Source organism: Butyrivibrio sp. AC2005, assembly GCF_000424145.1.
Taxonomy (GTDB): Bacteria; Bacillota; Clostridia; order Lachnospirales; family Lachnospiraceae; genus Butyrivibrio.
Window position 1 is genome coordinate 21,132 of the sequence record NZ_AUJI01000043.1, and the last position, 20,362, is coordinate 41,493.

General features: G+C 41.1%; 18 protein-coding genes and 1 tRNA gene. 14 read left to right on the forward strand and 5 right to left on the reverse strand.

Translation table 11 applies throughout. From position 1 onward, the window contains the following. Positions 1-201 precede the first annotated feature (201 nt). From fba to G602_RS0112930, 10 genes are all read left to right on the forward strand, one after another. The gene (gene fba, locus G602_RS0112885; RefSeq protein WP_026659395.1) at positions 202-1,137 is read left to right on the forward strand and encodes a class II fructose-1,6-bisphosphate aldolase; all 936 of its coding nucleotides are present in this window, start codon (positions 202-204) and stop codon (positions 1,135-1,137) included. A 188-nt stretch (positions 1,138-1,325) separates the two neighbouring features. Further along, positions 1,326-1,829, forward strand: coding sequence for a transcription elongation factor GreA (gene greA / locus G602_RS0112890; RefSeq protein ID WP_026659396.1), 504 nt, complete (start codon positions 1,326-1,328; stop codon positions 1,827-1,829). Between the two features lie 12 nt (positions 1,830-1,841). After that, positions 1,842-2,357 carry a flavin reductase gene (locus G602_RS0112895; protein ID WP_044932044.1) on the forward strand — a complete coding sequence of 172 codons (516 nt, stop codon included), beginning with the start codon at positions 1,842-1,844 and terminating at the stop codon, positions 2,355-2,357. Beyond that, positions 2,354-2,971, forward strand: coding sequence for a YdcF family protein (locus G602_RS0112900; protein WP_026659398.1), 618 nt, complete (start codon positions 2,354-2,356; stop codon positions 2,969-2,971). The genes G602_RS0112895 and G602_RS0112900 overlap by 4 nt, the downstream gene beginning before the upstream one ends. Before the next feature lie 34 nt (positions 2,972-3,005). Further along, the gene (locus G602_RS29000) at positions 3,006-5,177 is read left to right on the forward strand and encodes a hybrid sensor histidine kinase/response regulator (RefSeq protein WP_049945214.1); all 2,172 of its coding nucleotides are present in this window, start codon (positions 3,006-3,008) and stop codon (positions 5,175-5,177) included. 2 nt (positions 5,178-5,179) lie between these two features. Beyond that, positions 5,180-7,186, forward strand: coding sequence for a hybrid sensor histidine kinase/response regulator (locus G602_RS26510; RefSeq protein ID WP_049945215.1), 2,007 nt, complete (start codon positions 5,180-5,182; stop codon positions 7,184-7,186). Positions 7,187-7,257: 71 nt separating this feature from the next. After that, a complete protein-coding gene (locus tag G602_RS0112915; protein ID WP_026659399.1) occupies positions 7,258-8,844 on the forward strand; it encodes an NAD(P)/FAD-dependent oxidoreductase in 1,587 nt (528 codons plus the stop codon). Positions 8,845-8,921: 77 nt separating this feature from the next. Further along, positions 8,922-10,118, forward strand: coding sequence for an FprA family A-type flavoprotein (locus tag G602_RS0112920; protein ID WP_026659400.1), 1,197 nt, complete (start codon positions 8,922-8,924; stop codon positions 10,116-10,118). 71 nt (positions 10,119-10,189) lie between these two features. Then, a complete protein-coding gene (locus G602_RS0112925) occupies positions 10,190-11,269 on the forward strand; it encodes a PTS transporter subunit IIC (RefSeq protein ID WP_026659402.1) in 1,080 nt (359 codons plus the stop codon). A 132-nt stretch (positions 11,270-11,401) separates the two neighbouring features. Continuing rightward, positions 11,402-12,430 carry a glycoside hydrolase family 5 protein gene (locus tag G602_RS0112930; RefSeq protein ID WP_026659403.1) on the forward strand — a complete coding sequence of 343 codons (1,029 nt, stop codon included), beginning with the start codon at positions 11,402-11,404 and terminating at the stop codon, positions 12,428-12,430. Positions 12,431-12,478: 48 nt separating this feature from the next. On the opposite strand, the gene G602_RS0112935 is transcribed toward G602_RS0112930, so the two are convergent. Together G602_RS0112935 and G602_RS0112940 are read right to left on the reverse strand one after the other, a co-directional pair. Beyond that, positions 12,479-12,552, reverse strand: a tRNA-Pro gene (locus G602_RS0112935). 89 nt (positions 12,553-12,641) lie between these two features. Beyond that, positions 12,642-13,979: an MATE family efflux transporter gene (locus G602_RS0112940; RefSeq protein ID WP_026659404.1), complete on the reverse strand. Its 1,338-nt coding sequence runs from the start codon at positions 13,977-13,979 to the stop codon at positions 12,642-12,644. A gap of 279 nt (positions 13,980-14,258) precedes the next feature. On the opposite strand from G602_RS0112940, the gene G602_RS0112945 reads away from it, so the two are divergent. Next, entirely contained in the window at positions 14,259-15,485 is a 1,227-nt protein-coding gene (locus G602_RS0112945) for a class I SAM-dependent rRNA methyltransferase (protein WP_026659405.1), read from the forward strand. An 84-nt stretch (positions 15,486-15,569) separates the two neighbouring features. On the opposite strand, the gene G602_RS0112950 is transcribed toward G602_RS0112945, so the two are convergent. Beyond that, a complete protein-coding gene (locus G602_RS0112950; protein ID WP_026659406.1) occupies positions 15,570-15,962 on the reverse strand; it encodes a pyridoxamine 5'-phosphate oxidase family protein in 393 nt (130 codons plus the stop codon). Positions 15,963-16,161: 199 nt separating this feature from the next. Between G602_RS0112950 and nudC the strand changes: the two genes are divergently transcribed. Then, positions 16,162-16,941, forward strand: a complete 780-nt coding sequence (gene nudC, locus G602_RS0112955) for an NAD(+) diphosphatase (protein ID WP_330369184.1) — start codon at positions 16,162-16,164, stop codon at positions 16,939-16,941. Between the two features lie 43 nt (positions 16,942-16,984). Further along, the gene (locus G602_RS0112960; protein ID WP_026659409.1) at positions 16,985-17,467 is read left to right on the forward strand and encodes a hypothetical protein; all 483 of its coding nucleotides are present in this window, start codon (positions 16,985-16,987) and stop codon (positions 17,465-17,467) included. 54 nt (positions 17,468-17,521) lie between these two features. On the opposite strand, the gene G602_RS0112965 is transcribed toward G602_RS0112960, so the two are convergent. Then, positions 17,522-18,151, reverse strand: a complete 630-nt coding sequence (locus tag G602_RS0112965; protein ID WP_026659410.1) for a lactate utilization protein — start codon at positions 18,149-18,151, stop codon at positions 17,522-17,524. Positions 18,152-18,305: 154 nt separating this feature from the next. On the opposite strand from G602_RS0112965, the gene G602_RS0112970 reads away from it, so the two are divergent. Then, positions 18,306-19,127 (forward strand): TrmH family RNA methyltransferase, encoded by an 822-nt coding sequence (locus G602_RS0112970; RefSeq protein WP_026659411.1) that lies wholly within the window; start codon positions 18,306-18,308, stop codon positions 19,125-19,127. Between the two features lie 3 nt (positions 19,128-19,130). Here the strand turns inward: G602_RS0112970 and G602_RS0112975 are convergent, their stop codons facing one another. Then, entirely contained in the window at positions 19,131-20,033 is a 903-nt protein-coding gene (locus tag G602_RS0112975; protein WP_026659412.1) for a TIGR01212 family radical SAM protein, read from the reverse strand. Positions 20,034-20,362 lie beyond the last annotated feature (329 nt).

A 20,362-nucleotide genomic window follows, 5' to 3' on the forward strand; every position in this document is an offset into this window, starting at 1 on the left:
TTTTTCTTCCTCCGGGTATAAGTGATTTTGCCCGTCTTTGGCTGATAATAATATAAAACAGGCATTCTAGGCTATATTCTACCATAAATCAAGCGATAAAAAGCAGTTTTCATAGCAAATAAGGATTGTGCTAAGCTAACTAATTGAGATATAATATTCCTAGTGTTTTGTTAACAATATTTACGAAAGGTGGTAAAAATTATGCCATTAGTTACAACGACTGATATGTTCAAAAAAGCATACGATGGTGGATATGCTGTTGGTGCATTCAATATCAACAACATGGAGTTCATTCAGGCTATCACAGAGGCTTGTGACGAGCTCAAGTCCCCCGTTATTCTTCAGTGCTCACAGGGCGCTATCAAGTATGCACAGTTTCCTTACCTTGTAAACATGGTTAAGGCAGCTACAGAAGCTACATCTATTCCGATCGCTCTTCACCTTGATCATGGTGCAAGCTTTGAAATTTGTAAGGAGTGTATCGACAACGGATTCACATCTGTTATGATCGATGCTTCTTCCAAGCCTTATGAAGAGAACATCGAGCTCTCCAAGAAGGTTGCTGATTACGCTCACTCAAAGGGTGCAGTTGTAGAGGCTGAGCTTGGTACTCTTTCAGGTGTTGAGGATGATGTAAACGTTGCTGATGACGCAGCTCAGTACACAAATCCCGATCAGGTTGAGGACTTCATGAAGCGTACAGGCGTTGATTCACTGGCTATCGCTATTGGAACAAGCCATGGTGCATTCAAGTTTAAGCCTGGCCAGGATCCTAAGCTTCGTCTTGACATCCTTGAGGAAGTAGTTAGAAGACTTCCCGGATTCCCGATCGTTCTTCACGGATCTTCAGCAGTTCCTCAGAAGTTCGTAGGAATCATCAATGAGAACGGCGGCGCTATGAAGGATGCTATCGGTATTCCGGATGAGCAGCTTAGAGCAGCAGCTAAGAGTGCAGTCTGCAAGATCAACATCGACTCTGATCTTCGTCTTGGTATGACAGCAGGTATCCGTCAGCACTTCGCTGAGCATCCTGAGCACTTTGATCCTCGTCAGTATCTTGGTGATGGACGTGCTTACGTTAAGGAAATCGTTCACGACAAGGTTATCAACGTTCTTGGTTCTGACGGAAAGGCTTGATAAAAGCGATTATATAGAATTTGGAGCTGCCATGGGACTTCCTGTGGCAGCTTTTTTATTTATAGAGACTTGATATTTTACTGTTTCTTAATACTATTTTTCCAATATATCGTGTAGAATTAGTGTATCATCCTATGCTTTCACCTTAGGGAGAAGTATAGGGCGAGGGGAAAGGAAGGACATAACAAATGCACAACCAGCTTACAAAAAAAGATATTGAGGACATGGAAGCGGAAATTGAACATCGCAAGGCCGTTGTCAGAAAGGAGCTTCTTGAGGATGTTAAGGAAGCGAGAGCTCAGGGAGATTTAAGTGAGAACTTTGAATACTACGCTGCAAAGAAGGCTAAAAATCAGAATGAGAGCAGAATAAGATTCCTTGAGAGAATGATTAAAACTGCAGAGATAGTGGATGACTCCAGCGCAGAGGATGAGGTGGGAATGAATAAAACGGTCACTGTGAGAATGGAGGATGATGGTTCGGAGGCCACTTACAAAATAGTAACTACCATGAGGGGTAACGCTCTGAAAGGACTTATAAGCATAGAATCTCCTCTTGGAAAACAGCTTATGGGACATAAAGCAGGAGATAAACTTACTATTGAAGTAAACAGCGACTACAGTTATGACATAACTATTTTGAAAATTGAGAACACTGAGCTTACAGAGGATGATAAACTAAGAGACTTTTAAGGAGGATTTATTATGGGACTTCATGTATTCCAACCCGTTGACCTGGATGAGATATTGGAAGGTGCTTTCCGTTTTGGTGGTGATTCATGGGCACTTCTGACAGCCGGAAATGAAGAAAAAGCTAATACCATGACTGTGTCCTGGGGTGGAATAACACATGTCTGGGATAAGACATGTGCCATTGTGTATGTGCGTGAAAGCAGATACACAAAGGAATTTATTGATGCCCAGAAGAAATTTTCCTTATCATTCTTACACCATGACCAGTATAAGGGTGTAAAAAAGTATCTTGGATCTGTATCAGGCAGAGATGAGGATAAGATAAAAAATGCAAAGCTGAATCTCAATTTTGACGATGGAATTCCGTTTATAGACGAAGCAGATAATATAATTCTTTGCAAGGTCCTTTATAAACAGCTCATGAAGGAGGAGAACTTCGTCAATGGAAGACTGATAGCAGACTATTATGCAAAAGGAGATTATCACTATTATTATATAGCTGAGATCAAAAAGGTAATGATTCGATGAAACCGGCAAATATTGTGTCTTTTGAAGAGATAGGGAAATTCATTTTCCTTGACGAGAAGCCTGTGAAGGCTGATCTTATACTTATACCCGGAGCTCCGATGAAGGAGCTTGCGGAGCATGGTGCATATTTATGGAAGGAAGGATATGCACCAAAGATTCTTGTATCCGGCAAATATTATATGAATTACGAATCTCTTGAGGATGAGTTTAACAGATTTTCTGCGAGCAGTGGGGATAGCCTTGGTTGTGCTACAGAGGCTGAATATCTTACCAGGCTTATGGTTATGCAGGGAGTCGATGATAATGTGATCATTCAGGAGACAGAATCTACAAATACTTTTGAGAATGCAAAGTTTTCGAGGAAAATAATCGAAGACGAATTAAAAAATGTGAAACATATAATATTGTGCTGTCAGGCTTTTCATGCCAGACGTGCACTCATGACATTCCAGTCGGAGCTTAAGGATACTAAGATAACGGTTTGTCCTGTAGTTACAAGAGGAATCAGTATTGATACCTGGATGGACAATCTGAAAAGCTATAATCTGGTGCTTTCTGAGCTTAGAAAATGCGGCGAATATTTTATGGGAGATAGAATGTACGAGCTTAGATAGTATTTCACAAACGCAGTTTTCATGAGGGGTTAATATGCGTGGTGAGAAAATGAAGTCAAAGTGGACAATGCCTGTAACCATTGCTCTGCTTTTTGTTGTCCTGATTTTTGCGGTAAACACCATTCAGGGCAGATTTATATATAGCGATCGGGCAGTTCAGCTGACAACTTATTTTTCTCAGCTGGAGTCTGTGATTTCGACCAGATTTACGAGGTATTACAAGCTGCTTCGAAGCTGGTCGTATCATCTTGAACATGAAAAATCTTCCGGAATATACGATCTGAAAAATTATATTTCCACTGAAAAAAGAATATGGGATGTTGAACAAGCGTATCTGATTGATGAAAGCGGAGCTTTTCTTGAGATTGAGGGAAATACGGGAAAGCTCGAGGTGGGCGAAGAATTTACAGAAAAGCTTAAAAAAGTAGGTACAAGGCAGGTTACACACATGATGAGATCCGGTGGTAACAGGCTTGATATTTTTGTGCTCAGTGTAAAACCAGGTAAATATAAGGATTTCCATTATTGCGCAATAGGACTTGGGATTGATTCCATGCAGATGAAGAATAGAATTACCATACGAAGAAGTGATATGGAGGGATCTCAGAACTATCTGGTTGATGAAAAAGGGAATCTGATTATTTCATCAGTAAAGATATCTGAAGAAAAAGAAAATATTGTTGAGTATATAAAAGAAAATGGTGAGGTACTGTACGATTCGCTTGGCGAAACCTTTGAGATAGAAATTGCGGAGAGAATGACCGGAGTAATCGTGATGACTATCGAGGGGACGGATTACTATATTACATTCATGCCATGTGAAATGCAGGACAGTATGCTGGTGTGCCTTACACCTGCAAGCGGAGTTGATAAGAGCATAGCGCATGTTAAGAACATAAATACCATACTTCTCATTGTGGCATTTTCAATCATCATGGTAATAGTCATCATGATTTTGAGATACAGCTCAATGCAGGCAATGCTGGAGGTTGCTAATTCGGCGAATGAGACCAAGACAAGATTCCTTGCAAATATGTCACATGATTTCCGGACACCAATGAATGCCATGGCAGGTTATATCACTCTTATGAAGGAAAATGCCGATAACCCGGATAAGGTTATAGAATATGGCGAAAAAGCTGAGTATGCTCACAGAAACATGCTGGATATGATAAATTGTATCCTTGACCTTAGCAAGATGGAGGAAGGTGGGGAGGAAATAAAAAATGAAAGGTTTTCATTGGATGATCTGTTAAGGAAGGTGAGTGATGAAATAACACCTTTAGCAGAAGATAAGCATCAGAAATTTGTTATAAATAAAAATGATGTAACAGAGGATGCCCTGCTTGGAGATTCTCAGAGAATAGAGACAATACTTAAAAATCTGTTGCAGAATGCAGTTTCTTTTTCGGATGAAAAAGGTGAGATATCATTGAATGTATATACTGAAAGTAAAGAGCCGGAGAATAGAGTACAGCTACGGTTTGAAGTCCGGGACAATGGCATAGGGATAAGTGAAGCCTTCATGGATCAGATATATGAACCTTTTAAGAGGGAACAAAGAAAAGCTTCAAGCAAAGAGCAGGGTACAGGACTGGGACTAACGGTTGTCAAAAAAACAATAGATATGCTTGGAGGAACCATAGAGGTAAAAAGTGATGTGAATGTCGGTACGTTGTTTACCGTACGCCTCGGTTTTGATATAGCGGAAAAGACAGAGCTTGAAGAGATGGAGGAACTGGAGGAAGTCCTTGAGTCAGGAAATCCGGAAAAAGAAAAACCGAAGGAAGAGAATGCTTTTCAGGGAATGCGTTTTCTTGCAGCTGAGGACAACGAACTTAATGCTGAGATACTTGTAGAAATATTAAAACTTAAGGGGGCAGAGCTTGTCGAGGTAGCAGAGGACGGGGAAAAGGCTATAGCAGAATTCAAAGAAAAACCAAAGGGCTATTATGACATGATACTTATGGATATTCAGATGCCGAAGATGAACGGCTATGAAGCGGCCAGAACCATAAGGAAGCTCGCGGAAGATGGCAGGGAGGATGCAAAAAACATACCAATTATTGCGATGAGCGCAAATGCATTCAGAGATGATATAGAAAAGACAAGTGAATCCGGTATGGATGCACATTTGCCTAAGCCTATAGATATAAAACTGTTTGAGAGCACCGTAAGGGCGCTTAAATCCAGGGGGCAAGAATAGTTATGAGAGAAAATAATGAGTGTTCTTTGGACAATCAGGTTCGCTGCAAGGAATGGTTTTTTGACTATGTGGTTAATCAGAAACAGATGGTTGCAGCCATATTCTCAGCAAAAGACTTTAAGGTTGAGTTTTTGACGGAAAATGCTGAGGAAATTCTTGGAGTGTCAAGAGAGAGTATCCTGGAAGATGTCAGAAATCTGATACAGCTGGGAGTCACTGTGGAAGATATTAATCCACAAAAGGAAGATATGGTCAAAAAGCTGCCAGTAGGTGGAAAGATGGAAGCCGAAACTCTTGAAGTAAAGAATCCTAAAACAGGTGAATCCAGGTTTTTCAGGGGAAGCATAAGTCATACCGATATGGATCAGAGTGACAGATTTTTGCTTGTGTGGGGGGACATTACAGAAGAAGTAAGACAGAGAAGGCAGATGCAGGAGATGATAGAGGTTGCAAATGCAGCAAATGCAGCTAAAACCAATTTTTTGGCAAATATGTCCCATGATTTCCGTACTCCTATGAATGCAATAACAAACTTCAATCTCCTTATAGCCAAGAACTCGGATAATCCGCAGAAGGTAAGGGACTATACCCATAAGATCGGACTTGCATGTCAAAATCTACTCTCTCTTCTCAATGATGTACTGGACATGAGTAAAATAGAGAGCGGAAAGGCAGAAATTAATCATGAGGAGTTTGCGCTTGGACTTTTGCTGGAAGAGGTTAATTCCGTTGTCGCTTTTCAGGCAAAGGCGAAGCAGATTGATTATCAGGTACATTCCGGCGGAATGCAGCAGGATATGTTTGTTGGTGATAAAAAGAGAATAAATGAGGTTCTTGTAAATATTCTGGGAAATGCAGTTAAATATACGCCTAACGGAGGTAAAGTAGACTTTACAGTAGACGAGGTTAGAAAAGATAGCGGGGATTTCTGGGATGTTCGTTTTACTGTGAAGGATAACGGAATAGGAATGAGCAGGGAATTCCAGCAAAGAATGTTTGATGCCTTTTCAAGGGAAGAGAGAGCTGAAACCGCCGGGATTCAGGGAACAGGACTCGGAATGGCAATTGCTAAAAATCTTGTGCAAATGATGGGCGGAACTATATCAGTGGAATCTGAGGAAGGAAAGGGCTCGACATTTTATGTAACAATAAGACTCCAGGGGATAAAGCAGGACCAGGGAGATTTCTGGCAGAATCATGGAATTCACAGAATGCTTATAATCGATGATGATATGGCGGAATGTGAAAAGATTCAAACAGCTGTGAAAGATACTAATGTTGAGGTATTTTTCTGCACAAGCGGTTACAGGGCAATAAGACTGATTGAGGCAGGAGATGCCGATAACAGAGGGTTCGAGGTCATAATTCTCGGAATGCAGATAAGGAGCATAAGCTGTTTTGAACTTGCACGATTTATCAAGAATAAATCCCTTATGCCTAAACCGATTATTATTTTGCTGACAGATGACTGGGAAGAAATTGCGGAGGAAGCAAGAGATGCGGGAATATATGATTTTCTGCAGACACCTTTTTTCCTGTCTACGTTCCAGCAGCTAATGGAAGATATATTAAACAGAACCAGTATAAATAGTGATAAAAATAAAAAAATACTTGAGGGTATGCGTTTCCTTGCGGCTGAGGATAACGATATCAATGCGGATATACTTTGTGAGCTTATGAGTATGGAGGGGGCAAAGGTAGAGAGGGCAACTAACGGCCAGGAGGTTGTCGAAATGTTTGAAAGGGCAGAACCGGGTTACTATGATATGATCCTGCTGGATATTCATATGCCGGTAATGAATGGATATCAGGCAGCAGCTGCAATAAGAAAACTGGATAAAGAAGAAGCGAAAACAATACCGATAATTGCCATGACTGCAAATGCTTATGCGGATGATGTGCATAAGGCCATTGAATCCGGAATGAACGCTCATCTCTCGAAACCGATAGACATGAAGGCTGTGGAGACAACAATTATATCCTTAAAGACAAATATGCAGTCGACATAAATTAGTATAGATGATAAAATTACACTATTGTGATCGTAATAAATTAAGATAGTGGAGTAGAATGTAAAAAAATGAAAAAAGCAGTAATCATTGGTGCAGGTCCGGCGGGACTTACAGCAGCATACGAGTTATTGGACAGATCTGAAGATATCGAAGTTGTTGTCCTTGAGGAGACAGAGAAATTCGGTGGTATTTCCAGAACTGTTGAATATCACGGCAATAGAATGGACATGGGTGGACACAGATTCTTCTCCAAGGTACCCGAAGTAAACGAGTGGTGGGATAAGATGCTGCCCAGACAGGGAAAGCCGTCATATGATGACATAGTACTGAAGCGTTCTTCATCCCTGGCAAGTGATGGTCCTGATCCTGAGATGGTGGACAGAGTAATGCTCAGGAGAAATCGTATCTCACGAATTTTCTTTAACGGTAAGTTTTTTGATTATCCGATAACACTTAAGGTTGAGACCTTTACAAATATGGGACTCGGAACAACAATCGTAGCCGGATTCTCATATATAAAGGCAATGATCTTTAAGCGTAAGGAAAATTCACTTGAAGATTTTTATGTAAATCGTTTTGGTAAGAAGCTTTATTCCATGTTCTTTGAACACTATACTGCTAATCTTTGGGGAAGACATCCCTCAGAGATAGATCCCAGCTGGGGAGCTCAGAGAGTTAAGGGCGTTTCGATCATGGCAGTGCTTGCCAATGCTTTTAAGAAAAAGAGTGGCAAGACAGGTGGAAAGGTTGAAACATCTCTTATTGAAGAGTTCAGCTATCCCAAGCTTGGTCCCGGACAGCTTTGGGATGTAACAGCTTCCGAGATTGAGAAGAAAGGTGGCACGATTATCACAGGTGCCAGGGTTGTTAAGATCAACAAGGCTGGTGATCATCTTACAGGCGTTACCTATGAGAAGGATGGTAAGAGTGTTACTCTCGAGGGTGACTATATTATCAGCTCAATGCCGATAAAGGATCTTGTTGCAGGAATGAATGATGTTCCCGCAGATCCTGCAAGAATTGCAGCAGGTCTTCCTTACAGAGATTACATGACACTTGGTGTTCTTATTCCTCATCTTAATCTTGAGAATAAGACTAAGGTTAAGACTATTGGTAATATTGTTCCGGATAACTGGGTTTATGTACATGACCGCAATGTATCAATGGGACGTTTCCAGATTTATAATAACTGGTCTCCTTACCTTGTTAAGGATATCGACCACACTGTATGGATGGGCCTTGAGTACTTCTGTAACGAGGGTGATTCCATGTGGAGTATGTCCGATGATGAGTTTGCCAAGATGGCAATCAAGGAGATGGTAAAGATCAACCTTATTGATGAGGAGAAGGAAGTGCTTGATTATCACGTAGAGCGTGTTAAGAAGGCATACCCTGCTTACTTTGATACATATGATGAGATGGACAAGCTGGTTGATTATCTTAACAGCATAGACAATCTTTTCTGTGTTGGAAGAAATGGTCAGCACAGATATAATAACATTGATCACTCAATGTGTACTTCTTTTGAAACAGTTAAAAACATCCTTAGCGGTACACGTGACAGAAGCAATATCTGGAGCGTTAATACTGAGAAGGAATATCATGAATCCACAGAGGAGAAGAGTCCTGAGGATGAAGAGATAGAGATAGACTGATTTTTATAAGGGCGCCAATTTTTGTATTGGCGCCCTTTTTAAAAAATAAAAAACCATGAGGGTATAGGAGGTATAACATGATCAACTACAAAAAGATTACAGAGGATACATATTGGATTGGAGGAAGCGACAGAAGACTTTCCAGATTTGAGAATATTTTCCCAATCGAGAATGGAGTTTCTTATAACAGTTATGCAATTATCGATGAGAAAACAGCTATCTTTGATACAGCAGATATCTCTATATCCGATCAGTATCTTGAGAATCTGAAAGGAGTACTTGGGGAAAAGAAGCCGGATTATCTTGTGATAAACCACATGGAGCCGGACCATTGTTCTCAGATTGCGACCGTAGTTGCTATGTATCCGGAAATAACACTTGTAGGAAATGCCAAGACCTTTACTTTTCTTTCACAGTTTTTCCCGGAGCTCAATGAACAGAGAAAGATTACGGTAGCAGAAGGTGATACCTTAGAGCTTGGAAAGCATACTCTCAGCTTTGTAATGGCACCTATGGTACACTGGCCGGAAGCTATGTTTACATTTGATACAGCTACAGGCGCATTATTCAGCGCAGATGCATTTGGTACTTTCGGGGCTATTGATGCAGGTATCTTTGCTGATGAATATGATTTTGAGAAAAAATTTCTTGATGATGCAAGAAGATATTATGCTAATATAGTTGGCAAGTATGGCATGCAGGTTCAGGCAGTGCTTAAGAAGGCAGCAGGTCTTGATATCAGGATGATCTGCCCTCTCCATGGTCCTGTATGGAGAGAAAACATCGCATGGTTTATCGATAAATATCAGAAGTGGAGTACATATACTCCCGAGGATGAAGATATTCTGGTCATTTACGGAAGCCTGTACGGTCACACAGAGAGCGCTGCACAGAAGGCAGCAGCTATGATCCGTGAAAAGAGCGGAAAATCCGTAAGCGTATACGATGTATCTCAGACACATGTGTCAGTTCTTACATCAGAGGTATGGCGCTGCGGTAAAATTGTGCTGTTTTGTCCCACATATAACAATGGAATATACACGCCAATGGAGAATTTCCTATCTGATTGCATAGCACTTACGGTTCAGAACAGGACTTTTGCGCTTGCACAGAACGGAACCTGGGCACCTGCTTCCGGAAAGCTTATGACTGAGAAGCTTCAGTGCCTTAAAAACGTGAAAATTGTGGAGCCAATGCTCACAATTAAGAGTGCACTTCATGAGACAGATGAGCAGGAGCTTGAAGCTTTTGTAAATGCTGTCGTTGAAGCATAAATAATAATAATTTTAAAGTCCTTCACGTATACAGCCTATAAGGGGCTGATATAAGGAGGCAAGGAGGAGTAATGAAAGAATTTTTGAAAAGAAAGAATATCGTAATCTCCGGCAAGAGATATGGTATCGAAGCACTGTCCGCAATGGCGCAGGGATTGTTTGCGTCGCTCCTGATAGGAACGATTCTGAACACAATCGGTACTCAGTTGGGGCTCGCATGGCTTTCAGAGATTGGAAAGTATGCTTCATCAATGAGCGGAGCAGCCATGGCAGTAGCAATAGGCTACGCACTTCAGGCACCACCACTTGTATTGTTTTCGCTTGCCACAGTCGGATATGCAGCTAATGCCCTTGGAAGTACAACTCTTTCAGGCGGAGCAGGGGCAGGCGGACCGCTTGCAGTTCTTTTCATAGCTATAATAGCTGCTGAGTGCGGAAAAGCTGTATCAAAGGAGACCAAGGTAGATATTCTTGTGACTCCTATTGTTACAATTCTGGTGGGAGTAGGACTTGCCAGTCTTATAGCTCCGGCTATCGGTACAGCGGCTTCTTCAGTAGGAGGAGTAGTAATGTGGGCAACCGAACAGCAGCCATTCCTCATGGGAATTATTGTTTCTGTTGTGGTTGGTATTGCACTTACCCTTCCGATTTCATCAGCTGCAATATGTGCAGCTCTTGGGCTTACAGGTCTTGCAGGCGGAGCTGCGGTAGCAGGATGCTGTGCTCAGATGGTTGGTTTTGCATTTATGTCCTTCAAGGAGAATAAGTGGGGAGGTCTTATTTCACAGGGAATCGGAACTTCCATGCTTCAGATGGGAAATATTGTTAAGAACCCTAAAATCTGGATTGCACCTATACTTACAAGTGCTATTACCGGTCCTGTTGCAACCTGTATTTTTAAGCTTCAGATGAATGATCCTGCAAGTGCAGTTGCGTCGGGTATGGGAACCTGCGGACTTGTAGGTCAGATAGGTGTCTACGCAGGATGGGTTAATGATGTTGCTACGGGTGCCAAGGCAGGAATTACAGCATTTGACTGGATAGGACTTGTGCTTATATGCTTTATTCTTCCCGCGGTACTTACAACTGTATTTGGAGCAGTTTTCCGTAAAATGGGATGGATAAAGGAAGGCGATCTCAAGCTTTCATAATAATGTAATGACAGATATACGCATCATTTTGATAAAAATAGCATGTTTTTTGTATAAAAGGTTATACCATGAGTATTAGAATTAGTGACTGCAGTAATTGAGCATTGCAACCAGCTAAGGAGGACAAAAAATATGAAGCAGTTTCCGGGATTTTCACACGGAATAAATCTTGGTGGATGGTTGTCACAATGTGACCATACCAAGGAACGCTATGATAATTTTATTAAAGAGAGCGATATAGAAAAGATTAAATCATGGGGGCTCGATCATATACGAATCCCCATCGATTATGATCTTGTTGAAGATACAGATGGTACATATAAGGAAGAGGGTTTTGCATACATACAGAAGGCTCTTGACTGGACTGAAAAGTATGGCCTTAATACCGTTCTTGATCTTCATAAAACTTTCGGTTACAGCTTTGACAGCGGTGAGCAGGAAGCGGGATTCTTTGAGAATGAGAAATACCAGGAACGTTTTTACAAACTGTGGGAGCAGTTCGCTAAGCGTTTTGGAAAATATGAGAACAGGGTCGCTTTTGAGATCCTGAATGAAGTTACAAAGAAGGAGTACTGTGACGCCTGGAATCGTATTTCTACTGAGTGCATAAAGCGAATCAGAGCCTATGCACCGACAATTAAGATTCTTCTCGGAGGCTATTATAACAACAGTATTGTTGCTTTAAAGGATCTGTGTGCTCCTTATGATGAAAATGTAGTTTACAACTTCCATTGCTATGAGCCCCTTATTTTTACACATCAGGGTGCAGCATGGATTGAGACTATGGATACAGAATTCCGCATGGCATTCGACTCCACTTATCGTCAGTATGATGAGAATGCATTTGCACAGCTTGGTAACAGACCTGAGGAATTAAAGGTAGATAATCCGGATAAGAAGCTTGGAATCGAGTATTTCGAGCAGTATATGGAGGAAGCTGTAAGGGTAGCAGAGGAGAGAAACGTAGCTCTTTACTGCGGAGAATATGGTGTTATTGAAAAGGCCACTCCTGAGGATGCCCTCAAATGGTATACAGCCATCGGAACCTGCTTCAACAAGTACAATATCGGTCGTGCTTCCTGGAGCTACAAGGAAATGGATTTTGGCCTTGTGGATTCACGCATGGATGGCGTAAGAGATGAAATACTTAAAATGATGTAATAAAAAAGGAGCGCAACATTCGGGATGTTGCGCTCCTTTTAAAATTAGTCGGAATGACAGGATTTGAACCTGCGGCCTCTGCGTCCCGAACGCAGCGCTCTACCAAACTGAGCCACATTCCGATATATGTAAAGCAAAAGTCGCAAGAAGACTTTTGCAGCACACATGATGATACAATAAATATAAGGCTTTTGTCAATAGCTTTACATATTTACAGATAGTTTTTTATTTCTTTATAAAGTCCCTTTCTGAAAATAAACAGTGCGATAGCTGTTGTTATAACGTCTGCTATGGCCTGTGACATGATTACTCCCTCCATTTTCAGAAGGGATGAGAGCATGATGATAACGGGCAGGTAAACGATTCCCTGGCGGCAGGCAGAGAGTAAAAATGCGCTGACACCTTTTCCGGTGGACTGGAAGGTGCATATGAAAATGAGGCAGATGCCCATTAGCGGCATTCCTAAAAGCTGGAAGCGAAGCATATGTACACCGAGGTTAACAAGGCTTTCATCCTTAAGGAATCCGGATACGATGGGATTTGCCAGGACAGAAAGTACAGCTAATAGAAAGGCAGCCGTTCCGGCGGTTACGGTTATGCCAAAACGCATGGTGCTTTTAAGTCTTTTCATATTGTGGGCACCATAGTTGTAGCCGATAAGTGGCTGACCGCCAAAAGAGAGGCCTACAATTACAAGAACAGCAATATTTACTATTTTCAAAACAATTCCCATTACTGCGATATTGTCGTTACCATAGGGCTGCAGATAGCGGTTGGTGACTGTTATTCCGATGGTCTGCATAAGGTTGGTGATGCTGGAGGGAAGACCAATAAGCAGTATCTCGTTGAGGGAGGACATGTTCATGTTGAAATTGGAAGGAGCAAGAGAAAATACCTTGCTTTTTTTGGCAATAAAATACACAAAGAAGCCGCAGGTTGTGATATAGCCTATTATGGTTGCCATGGCAGCACCGGCAGCACCAAAGCCCAGGGTGAAGATAAAAATAGGGTCCAGAATAATGTTTACGATTGTTCCGATAACAGAACCAATCATGGATGTGAGTGCAGCGCCCTCTGTTCTTAACAGGTTGGAGGGAACCAGTGAAAAAATTATAAAGGTAGATCCCAGAATGAGCCAGGTGTAATACTGTGAAGCGTAGTTGTAGGTCTGTTCAGTAGCACCCAGAACATAAAGGATGTTCTTTTTGAAAACAAGCATCAGGACAGAGAATACTATGCCAACAAAGATTGCGCTGTAAAAGCATAAAGTACTCTTTTTGGATGAATCCTCAATTTCTCCTGCGCCGAGAAGCCTTGAGATTACAGAGCTTCCGCCTATTCCGAATATATCTCCTATAGCAAGGAGAAGTGTGAATAAGGGTGCACACAATGAAATACCTGCGATTAAGTCTGTATTTCCGGTGAGTGCAATGAAATATGTATCCACAAGATTGTAGATAAGAGTTACGATCATTCCCATTACAACAGGAAGAGCCATTTTCATGTATGCCTTGGGAATTGGTGCTTTTTCAAATAATTCGTTTTCCATGTTTACCTCGTGTATAAAATGTTATTTTTTCTCAAATAAAAAACCACAACCTGAAAGCAGGATTGTGGATGTCCGAACCGTGGCTGTTATATAACTGCCCTACTATAATCATTCAACTTTAAAAGAAGATATCACTAAAAAAGAAGATTGTCAAAAGTCTGGTTAATGGATATGCCCATAATTAATCAAATTGTGAAGTATATGCTATTATGTTAGGTACAGATATATTTATTTAAACAGTAACTTAAGAGGCATAGCTGTTTTTGAAAGGAATTATGTATGAGTGAATATGCAAGGATAATACTCAAAAAAGGCGAGGGCAGAATCATAAAGGCAGGCGGAGCCTGGGTTTTTGATAATGAAATAAACAGAGTGGAAGGCAGTTTTGAAAATGGTGATATTGTAGAGGTTCATGATCATGATGATTATTTCATGGGATATGGGTTTATAAATACCAACTCCAAGATTCGCATAAGGATGATGTCCAGAAGAAAAGAGCATCCTGTAAATGATGAATTATTGGAGACAAGAATCCGCAACGCATGGGAGTACAGAAAGGCAGTAATGTGCCCTGAGCAATCAGGGTATGAGACAATCTCCTGCAGACTTATTTTCGGTGAGGCGGATTTTCTTCCGGGAATTACGATCGATAAGTTTTCGGATATTCTTGTAATAGAATCACTTGCTCTGGGTACGGATCGCATGAAGGACAGAATACTTGATATATGTAAAAAGGTTCTTGCCGAGGATGGGGTAAAGATTCGCGGGATATATGAAAGAAGCGATGCCAAGGTGCGTGAGCAGGAAGGCCTTCAGAGAATAAAGGGATTTATCGGAGAGCCTTTTGACACAAAGGTTTTGATTGAGGAAAACGGGGTTAAGTATTATGTAGATGTTGAAAATGGACAGAAAACAGGATTTTTCCTGGATCAGAAGAATAACAGGAAAGCGATTGCTTCTCTGTGTAAGGGCAAGAAGGTACTGGACTGCTTTACTCATACAGGATCATTTGGTCTAAACTGTGCTAAGGCAGGAGCTAAGTCTGTGCTTGCGGTAGATGCTTCTGATGTAGGCTGCTTACAGGCTGAAGAGAATGCGAAGCTGAACGGCCTTGAGGATATCATTAAATTCAAATGTGCGGATGTGTTTGATCTTCTGCCTGACCTTGAAAAGCAGGGAGAGAATTATGATGTTGTAATATTGGATCCTCCTGCATTTACAAAATCGAGAGCATCAATTAAGAAAGCAGTTACCGGCTATAGAGAAATAAATATACGTGGAATGAAGCTTGTTAAAAACGGAGGTTTTCTTGCAACCTGCTCGTGCTCACATTTCATGGATGAGGAGCTTTTTGCAAAGACAATAAGGGAAGCTGCACGCAGTGCCCACAAGCAGTTAAGACAGGTAGAGTTCAGGCAGCAGGCTGCTGATCACCCTATTCTGTGGTCAAATGATGCTTCTTATTATCTGAAATTCTATATTTTCCAGGTTACGGAAGAAATGTAGATCTGAAAAATTGTATTCGTTACACAAAATGCCTCTCCGATAGCCGGAGAGGCATTTCTAAATAAGTCAAATGAAATATGTTTATCAGAATGTAACAACTTTGGGTGCTTCTGTAAATGATGAGAAGGTAGCTGTGGCATTCTTGAAATAGAGAACCTCAGTATTGTCATCCTCTGCTGAATACATGCCCTGAAGTGAGGGATACGCATCAAGCATGTGCTTTTTAGCTTCTACTCTGTCATCGCGAACCAGTTCTCCAGCAACGCGAACCCATTTGCCTTCAGCGAAGCCACAAACTTCAACCTTGGGATTTTTCTGAATCTGCTTGGAGACATCCTTTACTTTTCCTGTCTGAATATAGAGCTTATCCTCGAAAATGTCTACGGTTCCAAAGGGACGTACTCTAGGCTGATCTCCATCAACTGTTGCCAGATAGTAAGTGCCACATTTTTTCAAAAATTCGTATACTTCCTTCATGATATGCCTCCTTAAATAAATTGTATAAAAGATATTATAAAGATAAAATTAAGTAAAAACAAGCTATCATATCAGAATAGAGATACTGTATAATCAATATATGATACAGGATATTTCACCGAAGGTTTTTAATAATGTTTATAAGAAAGAGCTTCCGAATCCCCGCGATTATGTGTTTTCGTTTCGGGGAAGGGAAGTTTTGTGCGTTTTAGGGGAAGATGGAGCCGTAAGGTGCCCGAGAGTAGAAGAAATCGGAATTGATAAGCATGAGCTGATCTATCTTTTCTCAATTGATGAGGATAAATTCTTTTTACCTAAAAAAGAATATGGATTCTATATTTCAGAGATATCAGATGATAAAAGTGCATGTCATCAGTTTCATTATGAGGATATCAGGGTACTTAGAAGTGCCAGGCCGGGAGATTTGTGCTTTGCCGGAATGACAGCCTATCACCTTTATGTGTGGTACAGGGATAATAAGTATTGCGGAAGATGCGGAAGAGAAACTATTATCCATGATGCGGAGAGAGCGCTAAAGTGTCCGGACTGTGGGAATATAATCTATCCAAAGATATGTCCTGCAGTCATAGTTGGCGTAACTGATGGGACAAGAATAATGATGACCAGGTACGCAGGAAGACCTTATAAAGGAAATGCGCTTATAGCGGGATTTTGTGAGATAGGAGAAACTGCGGAGGATACTGTAAGACGCGAAGTCTATGAAGAAGTAGGAGTTAAGGTTAAGAATATCAGATACTTTGCAAGTCAGCCCTGGGGCTTTGATTCAAATCTTCTTCTTGGATATTTTTGCGAGCTTGATGGCGATGCGGATATAAACATGGATGAAAATGAGCTTGCAAGAGCTGAATGGGTTGAGAGAAATGATATAGGAGAGGAAGCGAAAAATCTGAGTCTTACGGCAACTATGATGATGCATTTTAAGGAACATCCGGAGCTGTTTAATTTAAAAATTCAATAAGGAACATCACTAATCCATTTTTTATTCAGAGAGGGGAAATAGCATGGAAGAACAGATGCGAAAAATCGGACGTCAAATGGCAATCAGAATGGGCATACTTATGAGCTTTTGCCTTTCTCTGGTGGGAATCCTTTCATCGGGGCACTTTACGGTACCGGGATTTATTATCAGCTTTATACTCAGCACGATAATAAGTCTTATAATAGGATTTATTATTCCCATAGGTAAGGTAACTGCGATACTGTGTGCCAGGATGAGACTTCAGAGGGGGGCTTTTGGAACCAGAGTATTTGAGAGCCTTGTTTCAAACACAATCTATACTCCTGTTATGACACTTGTTATGGTTGCTTTTGCTTATAATATGGCGATGAGGCAAAGTGACGGAATGGCGCAGATACCTTTTGCGCCCATGTTTCTGAAATCGCTGTTTATTTGCTATGTTGTGGGATTTTTCCTGATATTTATTTTTCAACCGCTACTTCTTAAACAGCTTATGAAAAAGAACGGACCGGAGAGACCGGAATGATAAAAAAGTGCCTTCCTTTAGATAATGAGGAAGGCACTTTCAGATTAATTCTATTTAGAAGCCCAGAGAATCGTTAACAAGGATTACATGAATTCTTCCTTCGTGCCTTGAAAATCTGGTCATGAGGAACTGACAGCAGATGGTATCAGGCGATTTGCAATCCATGCAGCTACCGGTTTTAGCACAGGGTGTTGAGAGACCAAAGCGCTGGGCATTTATGGGAGCAGCTACATTTCTTGCTCTTTTCATGGCGCTGTCCACATCAGGACATACCTTGTTCATTCCGACAATAAAAATAACCTTCCTGGGGCCCTGAGCGATAGCGGATACTCTGTTGGAGTTACCGTCAATGTTGATAAGAATGCCATCTTCAGTCATGGCGTTGGCGCTTGATAAGAATACATCCGCATCGTAGGTTGCAAGCATAGCAGCACGTTTATCCTCTGCAGCGTCTCTGTCTATAAAATTGTAGTCGGATGTCTTAAGCGCATCTACAAGGCCGATTTCGTGAGCACTCATGGCGCCACCCATGGCTATGCTGCTTCCCTTTGGGATAAGCTCCAGAGCAATTTTAAGAGCTTCATCTTTGGAGCCCGCATAGTAGCCACTCATGTTTCTGGATTTTAGCCCGTCAATTATTTTTTTTGAAAGCAGACCATTTCTCTTGGTTATCATTTCGTTCATGTGATTCTCCTCCCTGAATTATTTGTGTACAATTAAATACTATTATAAATCATTATCTTTTACAGAGACAAACAGAATTATTGTGAGAAAGGCGGATAGATATGGACTTAGCGTATGGTATACTCTTCCTATAAATTATTCAGGAGAAGAGATAATGGTACATATAACAAATGTGACCGGTATTGAATCACCGGAGCTTTCAATATATAACGAGCAGTCAGAGGTTCAGCTCTATAGGATAAATGAGCCTGAGCCGGGGATTTTCATAGCAGAGAGTCCAAAGGTAATAGAAAGGGCTCTAGGTGCAGGGTATGAACCAATATCGTTATTGTTGGAAGACCGACAGATGAAGGGTGAAGCAACCGGTCTTTTGGAAAAGATGGATGAGCTTTCTTTTGATGTCCCTGTATATGTTGCAGATGATGCGATTCTTACTTCAATTACGGGATTTCACCTTACAAGAGGTGTTTTATGTGCCATGAAAAGAAGAGTACTTCCTTCCGTAGGGGAGGTTTGTGAAGGGGCAAAAAGAGTGGCTGTCCTTGAAAATGTGACAAACCCCACTAACGCGGGAGCAATTGTAAGAAGCGCAGCTGCACTTGGGATTGATGCCATATTGTTTTCACATGGGTGCACGGATCCTCTTTACAGGCGCGCAATAAGAGTCAGCATGGGTAATATATTTCTGTTGCCGTGGACGTTTCTGCCTGAAGAAGGCAGTATTGAGCTTATAAAAAGTCTTGGATTTTCTACAGTTGCCATGGCTCTTAGGGATGATTCCCGCTCAGTTGATGACAGAGAAATCGTATCAAAGGACAAGCTAGCAATATATCTTGGCGCAGAGGGGGACGGACTTCTTCAGGAAACCATTGATGCCTGTGATTTCTGCGTTAAAATACCCATGTCACATGAAGTGGACTCCCTGAATGTGGCTGCTGCAAGCGCAGTGGCATTCTGGGCAATGGGAATGCACTAATCGCTAAAAATATTTGTTGACCTTTTTATTTATGGTGTTCAGCACATGTTTCTTATCAAGACTCCACAGAGGCTCTATCAAAAGAGCTCTTGGACCGTCACCTGTCATACGGTGGATTACAGTTTTATCCGGCAGAAGCTTTAAGCTTTCTTCCAATAGATCTGTATGTTCATCAAGGGTAAGGATGTGGAAGGGAGTTTTCTTATATTCTTCATACATCTGAGTGTCTCTGAGAATTTGAAGATTTTGAAGCTTTATTCCATCAAGTGGGGGATTTAAAGCTGATAAATAGCGGACAGTATCCAGCATATCTTCTTTTGTTTCTCCGGGAAGACCAAAAATAACATGTACTATCACTTCTATATCGAGTTCTTTTAGATTTTGATACGCTTCTTCAAAGACCTCTAATTTGTATCCCCTGTGAAAATGTTCTGCACTTTCTTCCTTTATTGTCTGAAGCCCCAGCTCAATCCATACAGGTTTTATCTGCCGTAAGTCTTTTAGCATTTCAAGTACTTCCGGGCCAAGGCAGTCAGGACGTGTTCCTATAGAGAGAATTTCAATATCATCTCTTTTGATGGTATCCATATATAGTTCTTTTAATCCGGAAATATCTCCATATGTATTGGTATAGGACTGAAAATATGCAATGAATTTTCCGGCGTCAGTCTTGTTTCGGATTCTCTTTTTTGCAACCTCAATCTGCTGCGAGATGGGTGCGACTTTAGCAGCAAATTCTCCGGAACCGCCTTCGGAACAAAATGTACATCCGCCCGTGAGTCTTGTGCCGTCAGACAGAATTATACTGCCATCCCTGTTTGGGCAGGTACAGCCAGAAGAAAGTGATAATCTGTACACTTTTTCGCCATATATGGATTTTAAATATTCGGAAAGTCTGATTGCCATTTTATGCACCTTTTTCATGTTTTTCTGAGGGTTGTAATAAATATGGTGACTTGTAATAGTTAATTCCACTTTGTAAGAGTAAATTCCACCTTGTAGGAGTAAATTCCACGGGGTGGAGTTTTCTTTTTACAAAAATGATGGATTTTATCCACATTTACGGCTATAATAGCACAAAAGTCGGAAAAATGCGTATGACAATCAGAAGTCGAGTTCACATTGTCCTGTTAAGAGTTAGTGAATTCCACCCCTAAGAGAGTAGGTATGAAAGTCATCCAACTACGCAGAACTCCGGCTTTTTTATTATGAAATGGAAGTTTCTGCTCCGCAGA